The sequence below is a fragment of the Nocardia sp. NPDC087230 genome, from assembly GCF_044744725.1.
Taxonomy (GTDB): Bacteria; Actinomycetota; Actinomycetes; order Mycobacteriales; family Mycobacteriaceae; genus Nocardia; species Nocardia canadensis.
On sequence record NZ_JBIUYV010000007.1, the window covers coordinates 126852 to 149033 of the forward strand.

Annotated in this window: 24 protein-coding genes; 14 read left to right on the plus strand and 10 right to left on the minus strand. The window is 69.6% G+C overall.

The genetic code is table 11. The features are described 5' to 3' along the window. The first annotated feature begins 79 nt into the window (after positions 1-79). On the plus strand, positions 80-910 hold the full coding sequence (locus ACIO52_RS23585; protein ID WP_402646811.1) for a helix-turn-helix transcriptional regulator: 831 nt from the start codon (positions 80-82) through the stop codon (positions 908-910). A 154-nt stretch (positions 911-1064) separates the two neighbouring features. Continuing rightward, positions 1065-1628, plus strand: a complete 564-nt coding sequence (locus ACIO52_RS23590; protein WP_402646814.1) for a GNAT family N-acetyltransferase — start codon at positions 1065-1067, stop codon at positions 1626-1628. Between the two features lie 48 nt (positions 1629-1676). On the opposite strand, the gene ACIO52_RS23595 is transcribed toward ACIO52_RS23590, so the two are convergent. Continuing rightward, positions 1677-2003, minus strand: coding sequence for a hypothetical protein (locus ACIO52_RS23595; RefSeq protein ID WP_316575721.1), 327 nt, complete (start codon positions 2001-2003; stop codon positions 1677-1679). Between the two features lie 214 nt (positions 2004-2217). On the opposite strand from ACIO52_RS23595, the gene ACIO52_RS23600 reads away from it, so the two are divergent. The 3 genes from ACIO52_RS23600 (at position 2218) to ACIO52_RS23610 (ending at position 5723) form a co-directional block, all read left to right on the plus strand. Beyond that, positions 2218-2754 (plus strand): sigma-70 family RNA polymerase sigma factor, encoded by a 537-nt coding sequence (locus tag ACIO52_RS23600; protein WP_218717022.1) that lies wholly within the window; start codon positions 2218-2220, stop codon positions 2752-2754. Between the two features lie 177 nt (positions 2755-2931). After that, positions 2932-4626, plus strand: coding sequence for an N-acetylmuramoyl-L-alanine amidase (locus ACIO52_RS23605; protein WP_402646818.1), 1695 nt, complete (start codon positions 2932-2934; stop codon positions 4624-4626). A 77-nt stretch (positions 4627-4703) separates the two neighbouring features. Then, positions 4704-5723 carry a CobW family GTP-binding protein gene (locus tag ACIO52_RS23610; RefSeq protein ID WP_402646820.1) on the plus strand — a complete coding sequence of 340 codons (1020 nt, stop codon included), beginning with the start codon at positions 4704-4706 and terminating at the stop codon, positions 5721-5723. Positions 5724-5726: 3 nt separating this feature from the next. On the opposite strand, the gene ACIO52_RS23615 is transcribed toward ACIO52_RS23610, so the two are convergent. Genes ACIO52_RS23615 through glp form a run of 3 tightly spaced genes read right to left on the minus strand, consistent with a single transcriptional unit; the run spans position 5727 to position 8423 of the window. After that, entirely contained in the window at positions 5727-6158 is a 432-nt protein-coding gene (locus ACIO52_RS23615) for a molybdenum cofactor biosynthesis protein MoaE (protein ID WP_218716716.1), read from the minus strand. After that, complete coding sequence (gene moaCB, locus ACIO52_RS23620) at positions 6151-7221, minus strand: bifunctional molybdenum cofactor biosynthesis protein MoaC/MoaB (protein ID WP_402646823.1); 1071 nt, start codon at positions 7219-7221, stop codon at positions 6151-6153. The genes ACIO52_RS23615 and moaCB overlap by 8 nt, the downstream gene beginning before the upstream one ends. Beyond that, entirely contained in the window at positions 7218-8423 is a 1206-nt protein-coding gene (glp, locus tag ACIO52_RS23625; protein WP_218716714.1) for a gephyrin-like molybdotransferase Glp, read from the minus strand. The genes moaCB and glp overlap by 4 nt, the downstream gene beginning before the upstream one ends. A 142-nt stretch (positions 8424-8565) precedes the next feature. On the opposite strand from glp, the gene moaA reads away from it, so the two are divergent. Genes moaA through ACIO52_RS23640 form a run of 3 tightly spaced genes read left to right on the plus strand, consistent with a single transcriptional unit; the run spans position 8566 to position 10229 of the window. Next, on the plus strand, positions 8566-9624 hold the full coding sequence (gene moaA, locus ACIO52_RS23630) for a GTP 3',8-cyclase MoaA (RefSeq protein ID WP_218716713.1): 1059 nt from the start codon (positions 8566-8568) through the stop codon (positions 9622-9624). After that, entirely contained in the window at positions 9617-9859 is a 243-nt protein-coding gene (locus ACIO52_RS23635) for a MoaD/ThiS family protein (protein WP_316575720.1), read from the plus strand. The genes moaA and ACIO52_RS23635 overlap by 8 nt, the downstream gene beginning before the upstream one ends. A 4-nt stretch (positions 9860-9863) precedes the next feature. Further along, a complete protein-coding gene (locus ACIO52_RS23640) occupies positions 9864-10229 on the plus strand; it encodes an iron chaperone (protein ID WP_218716711.1) in 366 nt (121 codons plus the stop codon). Between the two features lie 33 nt (positions 10230-10262). Here the strand turns inward: ACIO52_RS23640 and nadE are convergent, their stop codons facing one another. After that, positions 10263-11087, minus strand: a complete 825-nt coding sequence (gene nadE / locus ACIO52_RS23645; protein WP_218716710.1) for an ammonia-dependent NAD(+) synthetase — start codon at positions 11085-11087, stop codon at positions 10263-10265. Between the two features lie 6 nt (positions 11088-11093). Continuing rightward, positions 11094-11750 (minus strand): TetR/AcrR family transcriptional regulator, encoded by a 657-nt coding sequence (locus tag ACIO52_RS23650; RefSeq protein ID WP_394358738.1) that lies wholly within the window; start codon positions 11748-11750, stop codon positions 11094-11096. Between the two features lie 87 nt (positions 11751-11837). On the opposite strand from ACIO52_RS23650, the gene ACIO52_RS23655 reads away from it, so the two are divergent. The 4 genes from ACIO52_RS23655 (at position 11838) to nrdE (ending at position 15667) form a co-directional block, all read left to right on the plus strand. After that, a complete protein-coding gene (locus ACIO52_RS23655; protein ID WP_218716708.1) occupies positions 11838-12407 on the plus strand; it encodes an NAD(P)H-dependent oxidoreductase in 570 nt (189 codons plus the stop codon). Between the two features lie 391 nt (positions 12408-12798). Next, a complete protein-coding gene (locus ACIO52_RS23660) occupies positions 12799-13032 on the plus strand; it encodes a redoxin NrdH (protein ID WP_218716707.1) in 234 nt (77 codons plus the stop codon). 23 nt (positions 13033-13055) lie between these two features. Then, complete coding sequence (gene nrdI / locus ACIO52_RS23665) at positions 13056-13526, plus strand: class Ib ribonucleoside-diphosphate reductase assembly flavoprotein NrdI (protein WP_316575717.1); 471 nt, start codon at positions 13056-13058, stop codon at positions 13524-13526. Between the two features lie 59 nt (positions 13527-13585). Next, entirely contained in the window at positions 13586-15667 is a 2082-nt protein-coding gene (gene nrdE / locus ACIO52_RS23670; RefSeq protein ID WP_255587059.1) for a class 1b ribonucleoside-diphosphate reductase subunit alpha, read from the plus strand. Between the two features lie 50 nt (positions 15668-15717). On the opposite strand, the gene ACIO52_RS23675 is transcribed toward nrdE, so the two are convergent. After that, positions 15718-16170: an RDD family protein gene (locus tag ACIO52_RS23675; RefSeq protein WP_316575716.1), complete on the minus strand. Its 453-nt coding sequence runs from the start codon at positions 16168-16170 to the stop codon at positions 15718-15720. Between the two features lie 171 nt (positions 16171-16341). Here ACIO52_RS23675 and ACIO52_RS23680 point away from each other — a divergent pair, with 171 nt between their 5' ends. Continuing rightward, positions 16342-17748: a DUF2252 domain-containing protein gene (locus ACIO52_RS23680; protein WP_402646831.1), complete on the plus strand. Its 1407-nt coding sequence runs from the start codon at positions 16342-16344 to the stop codon at positions 17746-17748. A 100-nt stretch (positions 17749-17848) separates the two neighbouring features. Here the strand turns inward: ACIO52_RS23680 and ACIO52_RS23685 are convergent, their stop codons facing one another. Continuing rightward, a complete protein-coding gene (locus ACIO52_RS23685) occupies positions 17849-19285 on the minus strand; it encodes a cellulase family glycosylhydrolase (protein WP_402646997.1) in 1437 nt (478 codons plus the stop codon). Positions 19286-19723: 438 nt separating this feature from the next. Then, positions 19724-20716, minus strand: coding sequence for an LLM class F420-dependent oxidoreductase (locus ACIO52_RS23690; RefSeq protein WP_402646833.1), 993 nt, complete (start codon positions 20714-20716; stop codon positions 19724-19726). 179 nt (positions 20717-20895) lie between these two features. Between ACIO52_RS23690 and ACIO52_RS23695 the strand changes: the two genes are divergently transcribed. After that, on the plus strand, positions 20896-21429 hold the full coding sequence (locus ACIO52_RS23695; RefSeq protein WP_402646836.1) for a hypothetical protein: 534 nt from the start codon (positions 20896-20898) through the stop codon (positions 21427-21429). Here ACIO52_RS23695 and ACIO52_RS23700 read toward each other — a convergent pair. Beyond that, positions 21408-22106 (minus strand): DUF899 family protein, encoded by a 699-nt coding sequence (locus ACIO52_RS23700; RefSeq protein WP_402646839.1) that lies wholly within the window; start codon positions 22104-22106, stop codon positions 21408-21410. The genes ACIO52_RS23695 and ACIO52_RS23700 overlap by 22 nt on opposite strands. Positions 22107-22182 lie beyond the last annotated feature (76 nt).

Below are 22182 nucleotides of genomic sequence, written 5' to 3' on the forward strand. Positions count from 1 at the left end.
TAAGCCGCCGACGCCTCGCGGTCCTGGCACCGATACTGCTACCCAGAACATCACTGTTCGCCGAGACACCGGGAGCGTCATGAGCGAAAATCGCCGCACCGAACTGGCCGCCTTCCTCACCACCCACCGCTCCCGCTTGCGGCCCGCCGACGTCGGTCTGCCCGAGGACCTGATTCCGGGGCGCCGCAGAACCCCGGGCTTGCGCCGCGAAGAGGTCGCCGAACTGGCCGGGGTGAGTCTCACCTGGTACACGTGGCTGGAGCAGGGCCGCAAGATCACCGCGAGCCCGCAGGTGGTCGACGCGCTGGCCCGAGCGCTGCGCCTGGAGCCCGTGCAGCACAGACAGTTACGCAGGCTGGCGGGTCTGGCCGACCCGGTGGTGGCCTACCGCGCCACCGATCAGCTCTCGCGTCTGCAGCGTCTGGTCGACGAGATGTGGCCGACTCCGGCCGTGGTGCACGACGCCTGCCTGGACTTCGTCGTGTGGAACAGCGCGTTCCGCCGGATCCGCACCGATCCGTCCGCCCTGGCACCCGAGCGCCGGAATCTGCTGTGGTGGATGTACACCGACGAGCGCAACCGAGCCATGATGCGCGGCTGGGAAGCCGCGGCGCGGGCGATCCTGAGCCAGTTCCGGGTGCTGGTCGGCAACAGCCCCGGCGACCAACGCCTGACCCGCGTGGTCACCGAATTGAGCGCCGCCAGTGCCGAATTCCGCACCTGGTGGTCGGAGTATCCGGTACAGGACTTCCAGCCCGCCGTCCTCGACATCGACCATCCCGAGATAGGGCCGATCGCCCTCGAGCTGTTCCAGCTGCGGCTGGTCGAGAACCCGGAACTGCTCCTCGTCGCGCAGTTGCCCGCCACCGCCGAGGATCGTGAACTGATCCGCACCTACCTGAACGGTTGACGCGAATCCGCCGGCGCTGTCCGTGCCCGGGGCCTGTGGGTCGGTGGGCTCAGGATCACGTGAACGTCATTGCCGTGAAGGAGTTCTCGTACGTCGAGGTTGTCCGAGCGGGGTGCAAGATGGGTGGATCGACGTCCACGCAACGGAAGGCCACATGACACAGTCACCGATGCTGTCCGCGATCCAGATCGTCGCGGAGCGTGTGCTGCTGCGCAAGGCGCGTGACACCGATCGGGAAGGGCTCATAGAGCTGCAGACCGACCCGGATGTCTGGACCTTCCTCGGGGAGCCGCGGCGGCGGGAGGATGTCGAACGACGCATCGACGCGATCGGCGGAGCGGCCAACGCGACCGTGACTCCGGGCCACTTCGTCATCGCCGACAAGGTCACCGATGAGCTGATCGGCACCTTCGAACTCAAACGGCGCGCCGCCGACGAGCCCGGCCACGTCACCGACGACGGTGGGGAACTGGAACTGGGCTACCTGCTGCGGCGTCGCGCCTGGGGCGCGGGCCTGGCGTCCGAAGCGGCCCGCGCCGTGTTGCGCGCTGCCGCGGATGAACTCCCGGACCAGCCCGTCCTCATCGCGACCCGGTCGGCCAACGTTCGCTCGCGCGGACTCGCCGCTCGCCTGGGATTTCGAGTGGTCGGCACTTTCGAATGGTTCGGTGCCGAGCAGACCCTGTGCACGGCCGCCTTGCACTCGTTCCGGGCCTGAACTGCCGGCGCGGCCTGCCGACCGGCGTCGGGTGTTTGTACTCCGCGATCAGTCGTCCTGCTCGGGCCAGGCGTCCTCGACGATCACCCGTCCCGCTTCGTAGCGCTCGGCGACCGCCGAGCACGGGTAGGTCGGCCAGTACGACACCGCGCCGGTCGCCTTGTCGATGACGTACACCGAACCGCCGATCGGCAGTGGCCGATCCACGGGCGCGTGTAGCGGCCGGACCTCGTAGACGACGAAGCCGCCGGCGAATTCGACGATGTGCCGGTCGGTGGCCGGGATCGGGGGTGGTAGATGGTCGGCCGCGATGCGGGTGGCCTCGGCCCGGTCGACCGGCGTCTGCGCGTCGGTCGGATATGCATGGATGTCCACGTTTTCTCGCTCCCTCGCCGCGATTGTCGTCGCCGATCCCCGCTCGCGCCAGGGAATGGGTGGAAAAGGGCGAGCCCGGCGGCCCTGCTCCCCCCTCCTGGAGCAGGCCCTGGCCGGGCTCGCGAAACGAGTGTCGCGTGCGGGGCCAGCAGGATTCTGAAGAGTGGCTTAACGCCGGCGTTGTCATCGGGGCGATGCGCGGCGATACCCCCATATGAAGGACAACTCCTGCGGTGCGCACTGCGCGCGCCTGTGTACCCCCGACGGGCTGGCCGAGGTGCTGGCCACCGACCGTGGCCTGCTGCACTGGCGGGCGATGCGCAGTCTGGGAGATCCCGGCCTGGCCGAGCACGCGGTGCAGGAGACCCTGCTGCGTGGCTGGCGGTCGTGTCGTGACTTCGACGCGCGCAAGGGCAGCGTGCGGACCTGGCTGCTGGCGATCGAGCGCAACGTCGTCGTCGACATCGTGCGGGCGCGCGCCGCCCGGCCCGGTGACGTCGGCTGGGACGACATCACCGAGGTCGCCTGCATCGGCAGGCCGGATTTCGCCGACGGGCTGGTCGACGGGTTGCTGGTCGATCAGCTGCTGGCCCGACTGCCCGAGCCGCAGCGGGCCGCGGTCGTCGAGGTGATCCTGCACGATCGCGGCTACCGGGAGGTGGCCGCGGATTTCGGGGTGCCGGTGGGGACGGTGAAGACCCGCGTGCACTACGCGCTGCGCTCGCTGCGGCAATTGCCCGAGGTTGCCTGATCCGGTCGACATCGCTCGCGATCTGGGCATTTGACCAGCGCTAACCTGCGCTTTCCTCTCGTCACATTTCGGTAACGGTGCTTGCTCTGTGGTTGCTCACGTTGCAAGAGTGAACCACTGGGTTTGGTGTTACCAATGGGAAGGGAGGGGTGCTCCGTTCCGGGGCACCGACCGAACATGCAACCAAACATCATCAAGGCCGGTCTCTGCTCCACCGTCTCCGCCGCGGTCGTCCTGTCGCTGACGGGACTGGTGCCCGCGACGGCGCACGCCGCGCCGGAACCCGCCGTCGGCGACCAGCTCGCCGGCAAGACGATCTTCCTCGACCCCGGCCATCAGGGGTCCGCGCACGCGGAGGATCTGAGCCGCCAGGTCGACAACGGGCGCGGCGGCACCAAGGACTGCCAGACCACCGGCATGACCTCGCTCAACGGCATCCCCGAGCACACCATCAACTGGGAGGTCACCCAGCTGGTGAAGGCGTCGCTGCAGGCGCTCGGCGCCGAGGTGGTGCTCAGTCGCGCCGACGACACCGGCTGGGGCGGCTGCGTCGACGATCGCGCCCGCGCCGCCAATGAGTCCGGTGCCGCGATCGCGGTGAGCATCCACGCCGACAGCGCTCCCGCCGACCAGCGCGGCTTCCATCTGATCGTGCCGCAGCTGCCGATCCCCGATGCGGTCGCCGACCGCGCGCAGTCCGGTGCGGGCCGCGCCGCGTCGACCGCGGTGCGCGATGCCTATCTCGCCGCCGGCTTCCCGTCCGCCACCTACGCGGGCGTCAGCAACGGGTTGCAGACCAGGGCCGATGTGGCCGGCCCGGCGCTGACCCAGGTGCCGCTGGTCTTCGTCGAGATGGGCAACGGCGCCAATCCCGAGGACGCCGCACTGCTCGAATCGCGCGAGGGACAGCTCGAGCACGCCGTCGCGATCGCGACCGGGGTGGTGGGCTTCCTGCTCAACAAGCCCGTCTCGGCCGCCGTGCCCGCCTCCGCGCCGGATTCGACACCCGCGAACGGCCGCGTCCCCGCCGCGACCCCCGCTCCGGCGCCGGCACCGGCCGCCGCGCCGACCACGCCGGCCCCGGCACCGGGCGCGCCGGTGGAATCCGATCCGAACCCCGCCGACCCGGCACCGAAGGCCGCCGATCCGGCCCCGGCTGCGAACCCGAACCCCGCCGCCCCGGCCCCGGCAGCGAACTCGAATCCCGCCGATCCGGCCCCGGCCCCGGCAGAGAATCCTGCTCCGGCCGACCCCACACCGGCCCCCGCCCCGGCAGGCGCGCCTGCCGGGACGACCCCGACCAGCACGCCCCCGACCCCGCCCGCGGATGCGCAAGCGCCCGCCGCGGCCCCGGAGGCAGCGCCCGGCGGCGATCAACCGCCGACGACCGAGCCGACTCCGGCACCGGCGCCCGCCCAGCCCGCGGCCGTTCCGGCCCGCGCACCGCTCGGTGACCCGGTCTCCGCCGAGCCCCGGCTGCCCGCCGGATCCAGCGGACACCTGACGTTCCCCGGCGGCGCCCCCGACCAGGCTCCCGCCCAGCAGCCCCGGGTGGCCCCGAAGCCGCCGACCGGCTCGGGCGGGCACCTGGCGATCCCCGGCACCGCCGAGGTGCGCACCGCGGCGCCCGGCGCACCGGCGGCGCCCGCGCCCACCCCGCGGGAACGCGGCACCACGCCCAAGAATCAGCAGCAGTCCGCCCCGGACGAGACGGCCCCCGACCTGAGTTCGCTCGGCGGTCCGATCCTCACCGTGATGAACATGCTGATGCCGCTGGCCAGGGCACTGGGCATGGACAACACCGCGATCACCAACCAGTTGATCAACCTCGCCTACACGCTGGTCGGCCTGGTCTTCGGCCCGACGAAGTAACCGCACGCGCGCGGCCGCCGACCCGCCCAGGGGTCGGCGGCCGCGGCCGTTGCGGCACAATCGGCACGGTGATTCCTGTGGTGATCGTTGCGGGGTTTCTCGGGTCGGGCAAGACGACCCTGCTCAACTCGCTGTTGCGCAACAACCGGGGCACCCGGATCGGGGTGGTGGTCAACGACTTCGGCGCGGTGAACATCGACGCGATGCTGGTGGCGGGCCAGGTCGACGCGATGGTGTCGCTGGGCAACGGCTGCGTGTGCTGCGCGGTGGACGTCTCCGAACTCGACGACCTGTTCGCGACGCTGGCGCAGCCGCGCAGCGCCGTCGACGTCATCGTGGTGGAGGCCAGTGGGCTGGCCGAGCCACGCAATCTGATCCGCATGGTGGTGGCCAACCCGAACCCGCGGATCGGATACGGCGGGCTGGTCGAGGTGGTCGACGCCGAGCTGTTCGGCGCGACGAGCGCCCAGCACCCGGAACTGGTCTCGCACCTGCGCCTGGCCGATCTCGTGCTGGTGAACAAGGCCGACCGGGTCTCGGCCGAGGCACTGGCCGAGCTGCGCGCGCAGGTGTCGGAGTGGGTCGGCCAGGTGCCGGTCTACGCGACGACCTACGGCCGCGTCGATCCCGGTCTGCTGTTCGACGACCGGGTGCTCGCGGAACCGAAGGTGGCCCAGCAGCTCAGTTTCGACTCGTTGCTCGACGACCACGACCATGATCACGACGACCCGGTCCACCGGCACCTGCACGACGAATACGTGTCGGTGTCGTTCACCAGCAAGCGGGAGCTGGACCCGCGCGCCCTGATCGCCTTCCTGGAAGATCCGCCGCCGGGCCTGTTCCGGGCCAAGGGCTGTGTGGCCTTCGCGGTGGCGGGAGAGCGGCGCAAGTTCGAGATGCACCTGGTCGGCAGGCATGTGGTGTTCACCCCCGGCTCGTGGGGGCGCGGCGAGGAACGCGTGTCGAACCTGGTGCTCATCGGCACCGGACTCGACGAGGACGCGGCACTGGAACGCCTGCGCGGCACCGTCTTCGAGGGCGAGGAGCTGATGGACGACCAGGCGATGCTCGGCGTCTGGCGCTACACCCCGCGGTGACGCTCAGCCGCAGGCATTGACCCATTCGGACAGGCCGTCGGCGAACAGCTGCCGCTTCCAGATCGGCACCTCGTGCTTGATCCGGTCGACGAGTTCGGCGCAGACGGTGAACGCCTCGGCCCGATGCGGCGCCGCGACCGCCACCACGATCGCCAGGTCACCGATGGTGAGCGAGCCGATGCGATGGCTCGCCGCCACCGGAAGTCCGTGCGCGGCGGCGACTTCGGCGCAGATCTCGGTCAGGAACCGCTCGGCCTGGGGGTGCGCGGAGTATTCGAGCGCCGTCACCGCCTGGCCGCCGTCGTGATTGCGCACCTTGCCGGTGAACACCACGACGGCACCGAACTCCGGTCCGTCGACAGCCTTTTCGACGGCGATCGGATCCAGCGCCTGGTCGCTGATCGCGGTCAGGCGCACCGCGCCGTGGTCATTCATGGTCGCCGCCTCCGGCTACTTGCGCGAGCAGATGATTCAACAGGGGTTCCAGGACCGCGATCCCGTCCTTCACCCCGCCGGGCGAACCCGGCAGGTTGACCACGACGGTGCGGCCTGCCAGCCCGGCCACGCCCCGGCTGAGCGCCGCGAGCGGGAACTTCGCCGTGCCGCGCTGCCGGATGGCATCGGCGACGCCGGGCAGTTCGCGATCGAGGACGGCCCGGGTGGCCTCGGGGGTGGCATCGGTGGGGGAGGCGCCGGTGCCACCGGTGGTGACGATCAGCGACGGCGCGTCCGTGAGGGCATCGGCCAACCCGGCCGCGATCTCGGCGTCGGCGTACACGAGCGGGCCGCGCACCGAGAATCCCTGGGCGCCGAGCCATTCGGCGAGCACCGGGCCGGTGGTGTCGACGCGGGTTCCCGCCGCGGCCCCGGTGGACGCGACCACGACCACCGCCGTGCGCGAATCACGCACGGCGGTCGCGTGTTCGGCAGTGGTGTCGACCGGAGCGGTTGTCGCCGAACCGGATTCGGCGGGTGCGGTGTCCGAGCCGTTGCCGGTCGGGCTCGTCGGCGCGCTGCTGGATCGCGCCTCCGGACGCACCCAATGCCCGTGCTTGCCACCTTCTTTGGTGACCAGCCGCACCCCGTTCATCACTGCCGCGGGGTCCACCGCCTTCACCATGTCGTGCAGCGTGAGACCCGCGACGGCCACGGCCGTGAGCGCCTCCATCTCGACCCCGGTCGGCCCGGTGGTCTTGGCGGTGGCCTCGACGGTGATGGTCGTCTCGGTGAACCCGAACTCCACCTTCACCGACGACAGTGCCAGCTGATGACACAGCGGAATCAGCTCGGAAGTCTTCTTGGCACCGGCGATTCCGGCCAGCCGCGCGGTCGACAGCACATCGGCCTTGGGCATCCCCTCGGCCCGCACCAGCGCGACCACCTCGGCGGTGGTCTGCAATTCGCCTGCGGCGACAGCGATCCGGGTGGTGTCGGCCTTACCGCTGACATCGACCATGCGCGCGCGACCCTCGCGGTCGACGTGGGACAACTCGCTCATAGCGACAAGATTCGCACAGGGACACCCGCGGGCAGCGAGGTGACCTCGGCGGGCACATCGACGAGCACATCGGCCCAGGCCATGCCCGCGATGAGATGGGAACCGGGGCCCGAGACCACCTCGACGCCGTCGTCGGTCACCAAGCCGCGCAGATACTGGCGTCTGCCCGCGGGGGAGCGCACGGGTGTCAGCAGGGTGACCTCGGCGGTGGCCGGCGCGGGCAGGCCACCCAGCGCGCGCACCACGTCGCGGGCGAACACCGAGTAGGACACGGTGGTGCTCACCGGGTTGCCCGGAAAACTCAGCACCGGTACACCGTCGACGACCGTGTACCCCTGCGGTCCGCCGGGCTGCACCGCGACCGAACCGAAGGTGCCGCCCAGGGGCTGCAGCACGTCCTTGACCACCTCGAAATCGCCCTTCGACACCCCGCCGGAGGTGAAGACCAGATCGGCGGCGGCCACGGCGGCGCGCAGCACGGCGGTGAACTCCGCCGGATCGTCGGTGCTGTGCGCGACCTCGACGACCTCGACACCGTCGGCGCGCAGGGCCGCGGCCAGCGCGATCCCGTTGGAGTTGTAGATCTGGCCCGGCGCCAGCTCGGTCCCGGCGGGCTGGAGTTCGTCACCGGTGGTGATGCAGACCGCGCGCAGACGGCTCAGCACCGGCACGGTCGGCAGGCCGACGGCGGCCAGCGCCGCGATGTGCCGGGGCGCGAGCACGGTGCCCGCCCGGGCGACCAGCTCGCCGGCGCGCACATCGGTGCCGGCCTCGCGCACGAACTCACCGCGGGCCCGGCCGCGCTCGACCACGATCCGGCCCTCGCCCGCCTGCACGTCCTCGACCGGGACGACGCAGTCGGCGCCGGGCGGGATCGGCGCACCGGTCATCACCTTCAGCGCCGAGCCCGCCGGCAGCGGCTCGGTGCCCGGCTTGCCCGCCGCCACGACCCCGACGACCGGCAGGGTGACCGGCGTGACCGCCACGTCGGCGGCGCGCACCGCGTATCCGTCCATGGCCGAGTTGCGGAAGACCGGCAGATCGATCGGGGACAGCACGTCGGCGGTCAGCACGCGGCCCAGCGCGTCGGGCACCGCCACCTGCTCGGCCGGGCGGTCGGCGAGCGGGGCCAGCAGCGCGGCGACGGTGTCGCGGTACTCGTCGACGCTGCGCGCCGACGCGGTGGCGGGCCGGGGAGTCATGCTGCCAGCCTAATCGCCGTCCGACCGGCGGGTCAGGCCCGGATCGCTCACCGGCGAGGGGCGCGGACGGTGAGCTGTCGACTTCGTGACGGATCGGCGCTCCGGACGGTCCGCGTCGGGGGCGACGGGTCATACTGTAAAGATGACGCTGGTCGAAATGGGGATACCCGCTGTGCGATCGGAGCGGCCCTCCCTCGACGGCCGGCCCGAGACGCCGCTCCTCGTCGACCGCTTCGGTCGGGTCGCGCGCGATCTGCGCGTCTCCATCACCGAGAAGTGCTCGCTGCGCTGCACCTACTGCATGCCCGAAGAGGGCCTGCCGCCGATTCCGCGCGAGGAACTGCTCAGCGCCGACGAGATCGTCCGGCTGGTGACGCTGGCCGTGCGGGAACTGGGCGTGCGCGAGGTCCGCTTCACCGGCGGCGAACCGCTGATGCGCCGCGAGCTCGAGCAGATCATCGCGGGCTGTCACGCGGCCGTGCCCGACACCCCGCTGGCCATGACGACCAACGGCGTCGGCCTCGAACACCGCGCCAAGGCCCTGGCCGAGGCCGGACTGAGCCGGGTCAATGTCTCCCTCGACACCGTCGACCGGGCCGACTTCACCCGGCTGACCCGCCGCGACCGGCTCGAGTCGGTACTCGACGGCATCCGCGCCGCCCGCGATGTCGGGCTCGCCCCGGTCAAGGTGAACGCGGTGCTGATGCGGCAGAACCTGGCCGGTGCGCCCGACCTGCTCGCGTGGTGCCTGGCCGAACAGTGCGAGCTGCGGTTCATCGAGGAGATGCCGCTCGACGCCGACCACGAGTGGGCGCGCACCGACATGGTGACCGCCGCCGACCTGCTCGACGTGCTCGGCGAACGGTTCACCCTCACCGAGGCGGGCCGCGCCGACCCCTCGGCGCCGGCCGAGAAGTGGCTGGTCGACGGCGGCCCGGCCACGGTCGGCATCATCGCGACCGTCACCCGTAAGTTCTGCGACAGCTGCGACCGGACCCGGCTCACCGCCGACGGCATGCTGCGCTCGTGCCTGTTCAGCGACCAGGAGTTCGATGTGCGGACCGCGCTGCGCGCCGGTGCCGACGACGACGAGGTCGCCGAGCTGTGGCGCGGCGCCATGTGGCAGAAGTGGGCCGGTCACGGTATCGACGCCGCCGGTTTCGTCCCTCCGGAACGCACGATGGGAGCCATCGGTGGTTGAGGTCCGCTACTTCGCCGCGATCGCCGACGCGGTCGGCAAGAGCACCGAATCGCTCGACCTGCCCGCGGGCGCGACCGTCGCCGACCTGCGCGCCTCGCTCGCCGCCGCCTACGGCTCCGAGGTCGACTCGCTCGTCGGGGTCTGCGCCTTCCTGATCGGCGACGAACTCACCCGCGACCCGTCGGCCATGCTCCGCGACCGGGTCGACGTCCTGCCCCCGTTCGCGGGCGGTTAGCAGGATGGTCCAGAGCGCGGCTCCCGACGTCGACGCCTATCTCGCCGAACTCCCGGACCATCGGCGCGCGGCGCTGACCCGGCTGCGTGAGCTGTGCCTGGCCGAACTCCCCGGCCGCACCGAGGTCATGGCCTACGGCATGCCCGCCTACGAGCGAGATGGTGTCGGCGAGATCGCCTTCGCGAGCCAGAAGCAGTACATCTCCTTCTACCTGCTGCGGGCCGACGTCCGCGCCGCCTTCGCCGAGCGCCTGGCGAGCCAGGACATGGGCAAGGGCTGCCTGCGCTTCCGCAAGGAACCGGACTACGACCTGGTCCGCGCTCTGTTGCGCGCGACGGCGTCCGGTGTCGGCGCGCCGGGGGAGAACTGAGTCGACCCGGCGGCCGGAATCCCGGGCAGCCGGCTACCGCCACCAGGTGTCGAGCGGGGTGACCGGGACGGTGCGCTTGTGCCGGGTGTTGGTGAAGATCGACTCCACGCGGGCGGCGACCTCCGGCGTGACGTCCTTGCCCTCGAGGTAGTCGTCGAGCTCGGCGTAGCGCAGGCCGAGGGCTTCCTCGTCGGGCAGGGCGGGGCGGTCGTCCTCGAGGTCGGCGGTGGGGACCTTGGACCAGATGCTCGACGGCGCGCCCAGTTCCTGCAGCAGCGCGGCGCCCTGACGCTTGGTGAGACCGGTGAGCGGGGTCAGGTCGACGCCGCCGTCACCGAACTTGGTGAAGAACCCGGTGACCGCCTCGGCGGCGTGATCGGTGCCGACGACCAGCAGGTTCTCCTGCCCGGCCAGCGCGTACTGGGCGACCATCCGCTCGCGGGCCTTGATGTTGCCCCGCACGAAATCGCGCAGCCGCTCGTGGTCGAGCGCCCCGGCGACCTCGGCGGCCACCGCGTCGGCGCCGGGCCGGATGTTCACCACGACCGCCCGGTCGGGGTCGATGAAGTTCAGCGCGATCTGCGCGTCGTGCTCGTCGGCCTGCATGCCGTAGGGCAGCCGCACGGCGAGGAAGGTCGCCTCGACGCCCTCGGCGCGCAGTTCCTCGACGGCGAGCTGGCACAGCCTGCCCGCCAGGGCGCTGTCCTGGCCGCCGCTGATGCCCAGGGCGAAGCCGCGGGCGGGGGTGGAGTTCAGGTAGTCCTTGAGGAAGTCGACGCGACGGCGGACCTCCTGCTTCGGCTCGATCTCCGGCAGCACGCCCAACTCGGCGATGATCTGTTCACGCAGTGTCCCCATGCCGCCTCACTCTACTTGTGCGGCAGGGGAAACGACGCGGCGAACGAGCCATTCCCAGTTGTCGCCGATCTGAGCGCGGGTGTAGCCCAGGATGTCGATCTGGTGAATGACCAGCGCCGCGGACAATGTCGACAGCAGCGAGTCGGCCACCAGCGGCAGTTCCCCGCTCACCCCGGCCTCCCGCAGCAACAGCACGACATGCGCCTTGTGCAGGCCGTACGGGCCGCCGCCGAACCGCCCCTTCTCCTCCGCGGCGCGGTGCAGATCGCTCTCGACGGCGACGTCGAGCAGGCGCGTACGGCCGAACGCGATCAACCGCTCGACCGGGTTCGCTGTGGGGCCCAGCGGGGGCGGCCCGAACATGAACGCCGCCTGGAATTTCTGTTCGGAGTGGTCGAGCAGGGCCAGCATCAGCCCGGTGCGGTTACCGAACCGCCGGAAGACGGTGCCTTTGCCGACCCCGGCGCGCTTGGCGACCGCGTCCATCGTCAGTCCCGCCACCCCGTGCTCACGCACCAGCTGCTGGGCCGCGTCGAGCAGCAGCGCGCGGTTGCGGGCGGCGTCGGCGCGCTCGATCGGCTCGGCCTCGCCGGGCCGTGGCGGCCCGATCGGCAGCAGCGGCGGCTCGTCCGGCCTGGGTGTGCTGGAGCTCACGCCGCTCACACGTCCTCCGCGGGAAGTAATCGGACTGCGGTCCGGTTAATGTCGGATGAAACTTCGATCATCCCACTGAGTACACCAGGAGTCGTCATGGCCGGGACCCGCATCCTCACTCTCGTCGGAAGCCTGCGCGCGGGCTCGATCAATCGCAGGCTCGCCGAGGCGGCCGTGCAGACCGCCCCGGAAGGTGTGGACATCGCGATCTACGAGGGTCTGGGGGAGATCCCGTTCTACAACGAGGACCTGGACGTCGCGGGTTCGGTGCCCGCGCAGGCCGCGGCGCTGCGTGCCGCCGTCGCCGCGGCCGACGCCGTCCTGCTGGTCACCCCCGAGTACAACGGCACCCTGCCCGCCGTGCTGAAGAACGCCATCGACTGGGCCTCGCGTCCCTACGCGGCCGGTGCGATCAAGGGCAAGCCGGTCGCCGTGGTGAGTGCCTCGATCAGCCCGCGTGCGGCCGAGTGGGCCCACGGTGACGCGGTCAAGGCGATCGGTGTCGCGGGCGGCGTCGTCGTCGAGGCGGCCCACGCGCGCTTCGGCACCATCGGCGAGCGTTTCGGCCAGACCCACCCGGCTCAGGACGCCGAGGCGCTGACCCAGCTCGGCGCGACCGTGCACGAGCTGGTTGCCGCCGCGGACGGCAAGCTCGTCTCGGCGTAAGCTGCCTGTCGGCTCGACACGGGGCGTCGCATCCCACGCGGATGTGACGCCCCTTCGCATGTCCGCGAAGTTTGCTGAAGACTCGCCGGGATGCAAAATCGTGATCTGGGCCACTGTTTTCCCAGCGTGTCGATCGCGCGTCCTGGGACTTACGGCGTGGGAATTACATCTGTGCGACTCGCAACACCTTGTGTTGTTCCAATCTGTCGGCCACTAGGTGTAGTGTCTCCAGTACTGGAACACGGTGTGAAGCCACCACTGATCGGGCCCAAGGGAAGGGGTTACGAGCAGGGCTTTCTTCGCCAGATCCAGGAGTTTGCGCAGCATCACCGTTCGTGCACTGCATACGGATCACAGGCTGTGGATCAGGCATAGGAGAGGGAGAACCTAGATGACCATCACCGTGTACACCAAGCCCGCTTGCGTCCAGTGCAATGCCACCTACAAGGCGCTCGACAAGGCCGGGGTGGACTACGAGATCATCGACATCTCCGAGAACACCGAGGCCCGTGACTACGTCATGGCGCTCGGTTACCTGCAGGCACCGGTCGTCGTCGCCGGTGAGGATCACTGGTCGGGCTTCCGCCCCGATCGCATCAAGTCGCTCGCCGTCGCGGCCGCTTAGGACCTTCGCCGGAAGGAGGCGTCATGCCCGAACGGACGACTCCGGGCGGGCTGGTCTACTTCTCCAGCGCTTCGGAGAACACTCGTCGTTTCGTCGAGAAGCTGGGTCTGCCGGCTACTCGGCTTCCATTGCACACCGCTGATTCGCTGCGCGTCGACGAACCCTACGTGCTGATCACCCCCACCTACGGGGGTGGTCGGCACGTGATGGGTGGACAACGGTCCGACAAGGACCTCGTACCGCGGCAGGTCGCCAAGTTCCTCAACGACCCGCACAACCGCGCCCTGCTGCGCGGGGTGATCGCGGCCGGCAACACGAACTTCGGCGATACCTATTGCGCTGCGGGCGACATCATCTCGCGAAAATGCGGGGTGCCGTACCTGTATCGCTTCGAACTCATGGGAACCGCTGAGGACGTCGCGCGCGTCCGAGAGGGATTGGGATTGTTTTGGCAACAGCAACCACAGCACCGACCGGCAAGACTGCCCGCCTAGAGCAGGCCGCGGTGCGCGGCGAGGCGGGCGAGGTCCTCGACTACCACGCCCTCAACGCGATGCTGAACCTGTACGGCCCCGACGGACAGATCCAGTTCGACAAGGATCGCGAGGCCGCGCACCAGTACTTCTTGCAGCACGTCAACCAGAACACCGTCTTCTTCCACAACCTGGACGAGAAGCTGGACTACCTGGTCGACGAGAACTACTACGAGGCCGAAGTCCTCGACCAGTACAGCCGCGAGTACATCAAGAGCCTGTTCCAGCGGGCCTACGCCAAGAAGTTCCGGTTCCCGACCTTCCTCGGCGCGTTCAAGTACTACACCTCGTACACGCTCAAGACCTTCGACGGCAAGCGCTACCTGGAGCGGTTCGAGGACCGGGTCGTGATGGTCGCGCTGACGCTGGCCGCCGGCGACCAGGTCCTCGCGGACAAGCTGGTCGACGAGATCATCGACGGCCGGTTCCAGCCCGCCACCCCGACCTTCCTCAACTCCGGCAAGAAGCAGCGCGGCGAGCCCGTGTCCTGCTTCCTGCTGCGCATCGAGGACAACATGGAGTCGATCGGCCGCTCCATCAACTCCGCCCTGCAGCTGTCCAAGCGCGGCGGCGGTGTGGCGCTGCTGCTGAGCAACATCCGTGAGCACGGCGCGCCGATCAAGAAGATCGAGAACCAGAGCTCGGGTGTCATCCCGATCATGAAGCTGCTCGAGGACTCGTTCTCCTACGCCAACCAGCTGGGCGCGCGTCAGGGCGCCGGCGCGGTCTACCTGCACGCGCACCACCCCGACATCTACCGCTTCCTCGACACCAAGCGGGAGAACGCGGACGAGAAGATCCGCATCAAGACGCTGTCGCTGGGCGTGGTGATCCCCGACATCACCTTCGAGCTGGCGAAGAAGAACGAGGACATGTACCTGTTCTCGCCGTACGACGTCGAGCGCATCTACGGCAAGCCGTTCGCCGATGTCGACGTCACCGAGAAGTACTACGAGATGGTCGACGACAAGCGCATCCGCAAGTCGAAGATCAAGGCGCGCGAGTTCTTCCAGACCATCGCCGAGCTGCAGTTCGAGTCGGGCTACCCGTACATCATGTTCGAGGACACGGTGAACCGGGCCAACCCGATCAAGGGCAAGATCACCCACTCGAACCTGTGCTCGGAGATCCTGCAGGTCTCGACCCCCTCGGAGTTCAACGACGACCTGTCCTACTCGAAGGTCGGCAAGGACATCTCCTGCAACCTCGGCTCGCTCAACATCGCCAAGGCGATGGACTCGCCGGACTTCGGCCAGACCATCGAGACCTCGATCCGCGCGCTGACCGCCGTCTCGGACCAGACCCACATCTACTCGGTGCCCTCGATCGAGCAGGGCAACAACGAGTCCCACGCCATCGGCCTCGGCCAGATGAACCTGCACGGCTACCTGGCGCGGGAGCGGGTCCACTACGGCTCCGAAGAGGGCGTCGACTTCACCAACATGTACTTCTACACCGTGGTCTACCACGCGATCCGGGCCTCGAACCTGATCGCGAAGGAGCGCGGCAGCGCGTTCGGCGGCTTCGCGGAGTCGAAGTACGCCAGCGGCGAGTACTTCGACAAGTACACCGAGCAGGCGTGGGAGCCCAAGACCGACAAGGTCCGTCAGCTCTTCGCCGACGCCGGCGTGCACATCCCCACCCAGGACGACTGGCGTGAGCTGAAGGCCTCGGTGCAGGAGTTCGGCATCTACAACCAGAACCTGCAGGCCGTCCCGCCCACCGGGTCGATCTCCTACATCAACCACTCCACCAGCTCGATCCACCCGGTGGCGTCGAAGATCGAGATCCGCAAGGAAGGCAAGATCGGCCGCGTCTACTACCCGGCCCCGTACCTCGACAACGACAACCTCGAGTACTACGACGACGCCTACGAAATCGGCTACGAGAAGATCATCGACACCTACGCCGCGGCCACCCAGCACGTGGACCAGGGCCTGTCGCTGACGCTGTTCTTCAAGGACACCGCTACCACCCGCGACCTGAACAAGGCCCAGATCTACGCCTGGCGCAAGGGCATCAAGACGCTCTACTACATCCGCCTGCGTCAGATGGCCCTGGAGGGAACCGAAGTCGAGGGTTGCGTGTCCTGCATGCTGTGAGCTGAGCACGGGAAAAGGGGCGGTCTCCGTGGGAGATCGCCCCTTTCGCGTCAGCCGATACTGCCGAACAGATCGAAGCAGCACCAGCCGCCGCGCAACCACTGCCCGATCAACCGCCACAGCGACGGGTAGCGGCCGTCGGCGTAGCGCAGACGCAGGCCGAACGAGCATTTGCCGAAGGTCGTGCGGGTGAACCGCTGGACGACCGTGCGGTGCAGGAAGGACGCGCCGAGCCAGGCCGCGATGCCGTACAGGACGGCGGTCGAACCGGTCGCGAGGTACCAGACGGTGACACCGATGGCGGCGTGCAGCGCCGTGTCGATGAGGAAGGCGGGGATCACCCCGGTCTCGTCGCCGGTGGAAGTGGTTCCGCTGAGCGGGAATTCGTCTGCCGGGCGCTGCGGCTCCGCGGCGTCGGGGCGGACGTAGGTCAGTCGCCCGTCGGCGTCGCGCTCGTAGCCGCCGGTCCGCTCGGCGCGCCGGGGCGGTGTCGTCGTGCTCATGGGGCCCAGCGTGGCCGACCTCGCTTAACAACCACCCGGTGCCGACCTTGCCGTGCGCGGGAAGCCCAGGTCGCCGCGCCGCGGCGATGCGCGTCGGACCGGAATCCGCCGGTTACGGTGGAAGGCAACCCTGTTGTGTCGCAGCGCAGTGCGTCGATCCGAGGAGGCCGGATGTCCGTCGCGGAGCATGGGAAGACGGTGGGGGACGGGCTCGACCTTCTGCTGGCGCCGCGCGAGCGGATCGAACGGCCGGAACAGGCTGGGCGAGGCCGGGATTCGCGCAAGATCGTGCCGCGTTCGGCCCTCGGCGCGTGGGATCCCGGGCAGCGTGGGCACGACGCGCTGGCGACCGTGCTGGCGCAGAACGCGCTGCGGGCGCCGGATCTCGTGCCGATCCGGATGGCGCGCATGGCGGCCTCGCCGTGGACGTTCTATCGCGGCGGTGCCGCGATCATGGCCGCGGACCTGGCCTCCCGGCCGAATACCGGAATCGGCGTGCAGCTGTGCGGGGACGCGCACGTGCTGAACTTCGGGATGTGGGCCAGCCCCGAGCGCAATCTCGTCTTCGACCTGCGTGATTTCGACGAGACGCTGCCCGGCCCGTTCGAGTGGGATCTGCAACGCCTGGTGGCCTCGCTGGTGGTGCTCGGCCGGGACAACGGGGTGCCCGCGGCGCGGTCGGACGCGGCGGTGGCGGCGACCTCGGCCGCGTACCGCCGCGCCATGGCCGAGTACGCGCGCACCCCCGAGCTCGACATCTGGTACGAGCGGGTCGACGTGGAGGACTTCCTCGGCTACTTCGGCCCCCGCGCACAGGAGCTGGCGCGCAAGGAGATCCGGCGTGGGTCGGTGAAACGCACCAGCCGTGGCGCGTTCGGCAAGTTCACCGAGATCCGGGACGGGCGACGGCGGATCACCGAGCTCCCACCGTTCCGGGTGGCGGTCGGCGGCGACCAGCGCAGGCTCGTCGGGGCGGTCGTGCACGACTACGCCGAATCGGTGCCCGATCACATCTGGTCGCTGCTGACCCGGTTCCGGGTCGTCGATGTCGCCCGGCAGGTGGTCGGCGTCGGCAGCGTCGGGATGCGGGTCTACCTGGCCCTGCTCGAGGAGCGCCGGACCGGCGACCCGTTCTTCATCCAGGTCAAACAGGCGGGCCGCTCGGTCTACGAGGACTTCCTGGCGCCGAGCCGCTACGACAACCACGGTTCGCGGGTCGCCCACGGCCAGCGGATGCTGCAATCGACCACCGACAAGTTCCTCGGCTGGACCAGCGTGGACGGCATGGACTTCTACGTCCGTCAGTTCCGGGATATGAAGATCACCGCCGACGGCGCCCTCGTCGCACCCCAACTCGAACAGTTCGCCACCGCCTGCGCCCGGGTACTGGCCCGCGCCCACGCCCGCTCCGGCGACGCCGCCCGCATCGCCGACTACCTGGGCCGCAGCGAGCGCACCGACACCGCCCTGGTCGACTTCGCCCGCGCCTATGCCGACCAGAACGAGCGCGACCACGCGCAACTGGTGGCCGCGATCGCCGACGGCACGGTCGACGCCCACGAGGTCGGCTGGGCCTGATCCCGTGAGGCACGTCGGGACGCGTGACCGGTGACGGCGTCTCGGACGGTCGGCATCGTCGCTGCGCTGCCGGGGAAGTGGCGGCGCAGCGACGACACGACTACCCCGCCGAACCGGTGAGGATGCGTGGCAGGCCCGATGCCGAGCCGGTGCCGCTGCCGTCGGGCAACTCGGCACCCTGTGATCCGGGGCGGTGGATGCGGACGGTGACCGGTGCGGTGCCGTCGGCTTCCACGGTGACCACCCGCGCTCCGGTCGACGAGGTCACCCGGCCGCCGCTGACCTGTACCTCGTAGGTGTCGGGCAGGGCCAGGTCGGAGACATAGATCTCGGTCGGGGCCGACGCGGCTGCCGGCCGGTAGCGATAGGCGAAATCGCCGGTCGCCGAATCGAACACCATCGCCTCCGGGATGCCCGCGGTGGCGCGAGGGTAGGTGCGGACCAGTTCGCGGCCGAGATCACCGTGGAAGGGGTCGGCACCGGTGCCGCGGAAATGCCAGTAGTGCCAGCCGATGAAGCGCTCGTCGGCGCGGGTCGTGGTGTTGCGCAACACGGTCGGGTCGCCGTCACCGAATTCGGTGACGAGGGTGGGGATGTCGGTGCGGTCGGTGAAGGAGTCGATGTTGGACCAGGTCTTGTCCTGCTGCACCGGGCACACCGCCCGCAGTTCCTCGGACAGTCCGAGGTAGATGGCGAGCTGGCTGGGGATGCAGTAGTCGTGCGGGGAGAACACGATGTTCGGGCTGGTGATCGGCGGATTCTTGCCCAGATGGCTGGGCATCGTCTCGTTCCAGGTCACGTTCGGCTCCCAGAACACCGGCACCGCGCCGTTGCGCGCCCGCACCGCGTCGGTCAGCCGTTGCAGCGCGCGCTGGTACTCGGCGTCGAAGTCCGGGCAGCCGTCCGGGAAGCAGGTGAGAAACGTTGTGCCGGGCCAGGGTTCGTTGAGCAGTTCGATCCCGAGCACGCTCGCGCGCCCGTTCATCCGCTCGGCGAGGGCGCCGAGGGCGGTCCCGAGATGATCGAGGACGCCGTAGGTGTTGTTCCAGACCTCGTCCCACCCGGCGTTCATGCTCGGCATCAGGTAGTACAGCGGGAAGCCGGGATTCGGCTCGCCGTCGCCCGGCCTGGCCCGGATCGCCCACTCGGGAAAGCCGTTGCCGCCCCAGATCTGCGACAACCCGTCCTGATGATTGTCGAGCAGGGTGTAGATCCCGTGTGCGGCGAGGGTATCCACCACCGCCTCGACGCGATCGAGATAGGCCGTGTCGACCACGCCCTCGGTCGGCATCAGTGCGTCGAAGGACACCCCGAGCCGCACGGTGTTGAACCCGTGCCGGGCGAGCAGCGCCGCCGCGTCGTCGCTCAGGGCGAACCCGTCACCGGGTTGCAGATACGGCGCGTCCTTGTCGACGGTGTTCACTCCGTGCAGCAGCACGGTCCGCCCGAATCCGTCCACCAGTGCCGCCCCCTGCGCCCGCAGCGGTGTCACTCCCGGCTCCGCACTCGCGGGCGCGATCGCGCCGCTCACGATCATGCCGATCGCCAGCGCGAACGCCGCCACCCACCTCGGCGATCGCCCCGGCCCTCGCCGCCGTCGAATGCCCGCTCTCGCCATCAGTGTTCCTCGATCCACTGGTAGACATGCGTCCAACTGAACGCACGTCCAAGTACTGGCGTGAGACCATAGCGTCGGACTGCCGATGTGGTCAAGGCCACACAAGTGGAATCGCCACGGCCGGAGGAGATGTCGGGGCCCGGTGGGGACCGACCTCGGGGCGGCGTCCGTCGATGCGACGACGACCGTCAGCAACATCGCCGACCAGCGCATCACCGGGCGCCACGGCGACGGGGAGCAGCTGTGGGATGTCGAGACCGACCGAGGTGGTGCGGGCGGCTCGCCGGAGCGGCGAGCTCGATCCGCCCCCGCGTCGCTCCTGTGGGTCGGCGAAGCGATCGCGGGGGCCCGGGTGGTTCAGCGGAGGGCGGGCAGGACTTCGCGTTCGAAGAGTTCGATGCCGGAGGTGTCGTAGGCGGCCTCGGGGAAGTTGCAGATGGCGTAGTCGAGGCCGAGATCCTGGACGGCGGTGAGGCGTTCGATGATCTGCTCGGGGGTGCCGACGGCGGCGCTGGTGTCGAACTGCTCGTGCACGCGGGCCTTGGCCTCGTCGGCGCCCAGGAACGGGGTGTAGCGGTCGATGACGGCGGAAAGGCGTTCCTGGACTTCGGATTCGGTGCTGCCGATGATGGCGTTGAAGTTGGCGCTGCGGGTGATCGCGTCGAAATCGGTGCCGACCTCGGCGCAGTGCCGGCGCAGGATCTCCGACTTGCGGGTGAATTCCGCCGGTTCGCCACTGAAGTTGGTGTAGTCGGCGTACGTCGCGGCGATCCGCAGCGTCTTCTTCTCGCCGCCACCGGCGATCCAGATCGGAATGCCGTTCTCCTGCAACGGCTTCGGGTGCACGATCGCGTCGTCGACCTGGTAGTACTTCCCGTCGAGGGTGGCCCGGCCGGTCCGCCAGGCCTGTCGGAAGATCTGCACACCCTCGTCCAGGCGGCCGAGTCGCTCACCGGCCGGCGGGAAGCCGTAACCGTAAGCGCGCCACTCGTGTTCGTACCACCCGCCGCCGATGCCCATCTCCACCCGGCCGCCCGAGATCAGGTCGACGGTGGCGGCCACCTTGGCCAGGTAGGCGGGGTTGCGGTAGCTCATGGCGGTACACATCTGCCCGAGCCGCACGCGGGAGGTGCTGGCCGCGAACGCCGACATCAGGGTCCACGCCTCGTGGGTGGCCTCGTTGGTCGGCACCGGCACGGTGTGGAAGTGGTCGTAGACCCAGAGGGATTCCCAGTCGGTGCCCGTATCGAACCGCTGGGCGAGCTCGCGCATCACCGCCCACTGGTCCGCCGGTTCGATACCGACCAGGTCGAGCCGCCAGCCCTGGGGGACGAAGATGCCGAAGCGCACGTGATTCTCCTCAGTGTGATGATCGAGCCGGAGGTCGCGGCGCCTCGCACCGCGGCTGCCCTGCCCACTTTTCCCACTGCCGCGCACCGAGGCAACTATTGAACGCTCGGCGCGCTGAATCCCGGACCGGCGGTTATTCGCTTGGCGAGGCCGTCGCGGGCGGGCATGCTGATAGCCGTATGAACGATATGCGACAACCACGCCTCGGCGTGGACTTCGGCCGGGTCATCCAGGGGGCGGCGCTCGCGCCGGGTGCCGCGGACACGGTCTTCCTGTCCGGCGGCTTCGCCGAGGCGATGAGTACCCCGCCCACTCCGCACGCCTTCGACGCGCTGGCCCGCCTGGTGACCCGCTTCGGCGGCAACGCCTGGGTGATCTCCAAATGCGGCCCGCGGATCGAGGAACGCACCAGGCAGTGGCTCGATCACCACGATTTCGCCGCGCGCACCGGCATCCCGCGCGAGCACCTGCGGTTCTGTCGCACCCGCGCCGACAAGGCGCCGCACTGCGCGGAGTTGGGCATCACTCACATGATCGACGACCGCCTCGACGTGCACGCGGCGCTGCGCGGGCTGGTGCCGCGGCTGTACCTGTTCGGCGCGCAGGCCGCCCCCGCGCCGGACTGGCTGTGTCACACGCCGGACTGGCCCGCGGTCGAGCGGGTGATCCGCGCGGATCTCTACGCGGCGGGTCAGGCGTTCGGGTCGCCGTAGGAGGCGGCGATGTCGTGGGAGCTGGGCCAGCGGCTGTAGGTCGGTGACTGCGGCCAGCCCTCGGGGCTGTCCTGCCATTCCTCCTGCCTGCCGTAGGGGAGCGCGTCGATCAGGCCGAAGGTGTAGGCGAGCTGTTCGGTGCCGCGGCCGTCGGTGTGCCAGCTGCGGTAGACGGTGTCGCCGTCGCGCAGGAAGGTGTTGACCGCGAAGCCCGCGCCCGGGCCCGCGCCCGGGCCCGCGCCCATGTCGGTGCCGAACGGGCTGTCGTGGGTGGAGTACCACGTCATCGTGTTGCCGACGCGGCGCTTGTAGGCGAGAGCCTCCTCGATCGGGCCCTGGGTCACGATGACGAAGCGCGCGTCGTAGGCGGCGAGGAAGTCCAGCCGGGCGTACTGCGCGGTGAGGCCGGTGCAGCCGGGGCACTGCCAGGTGTTTCCGTCGGTCCACATGTGGTGATAGGTGATCAGCTGGGACTTCCCGTCGAAGACCTCGGCGAGCGGAACAGCGCTCCCGTCTTCGGCTTCGAGCGTGTACGGGGGCAGTTCGACGGCGGGCAGGCGCCGTCGCTGCGCGGCGACGGCGTCGAGTTCGCGCGTCGCGGCCTTCTCTCTGATCCGGAGCTTGTCGAGTTCGGCCTGCCAGGTGTCGCGATCGACGATGGTCGGCAATGCGGTCATGAGGGCCACTCCTTGAATGTGTACGGCGTGCACATTTGATATGTTCACACCGTACACTTCGGTCGGAGGGAGCTCA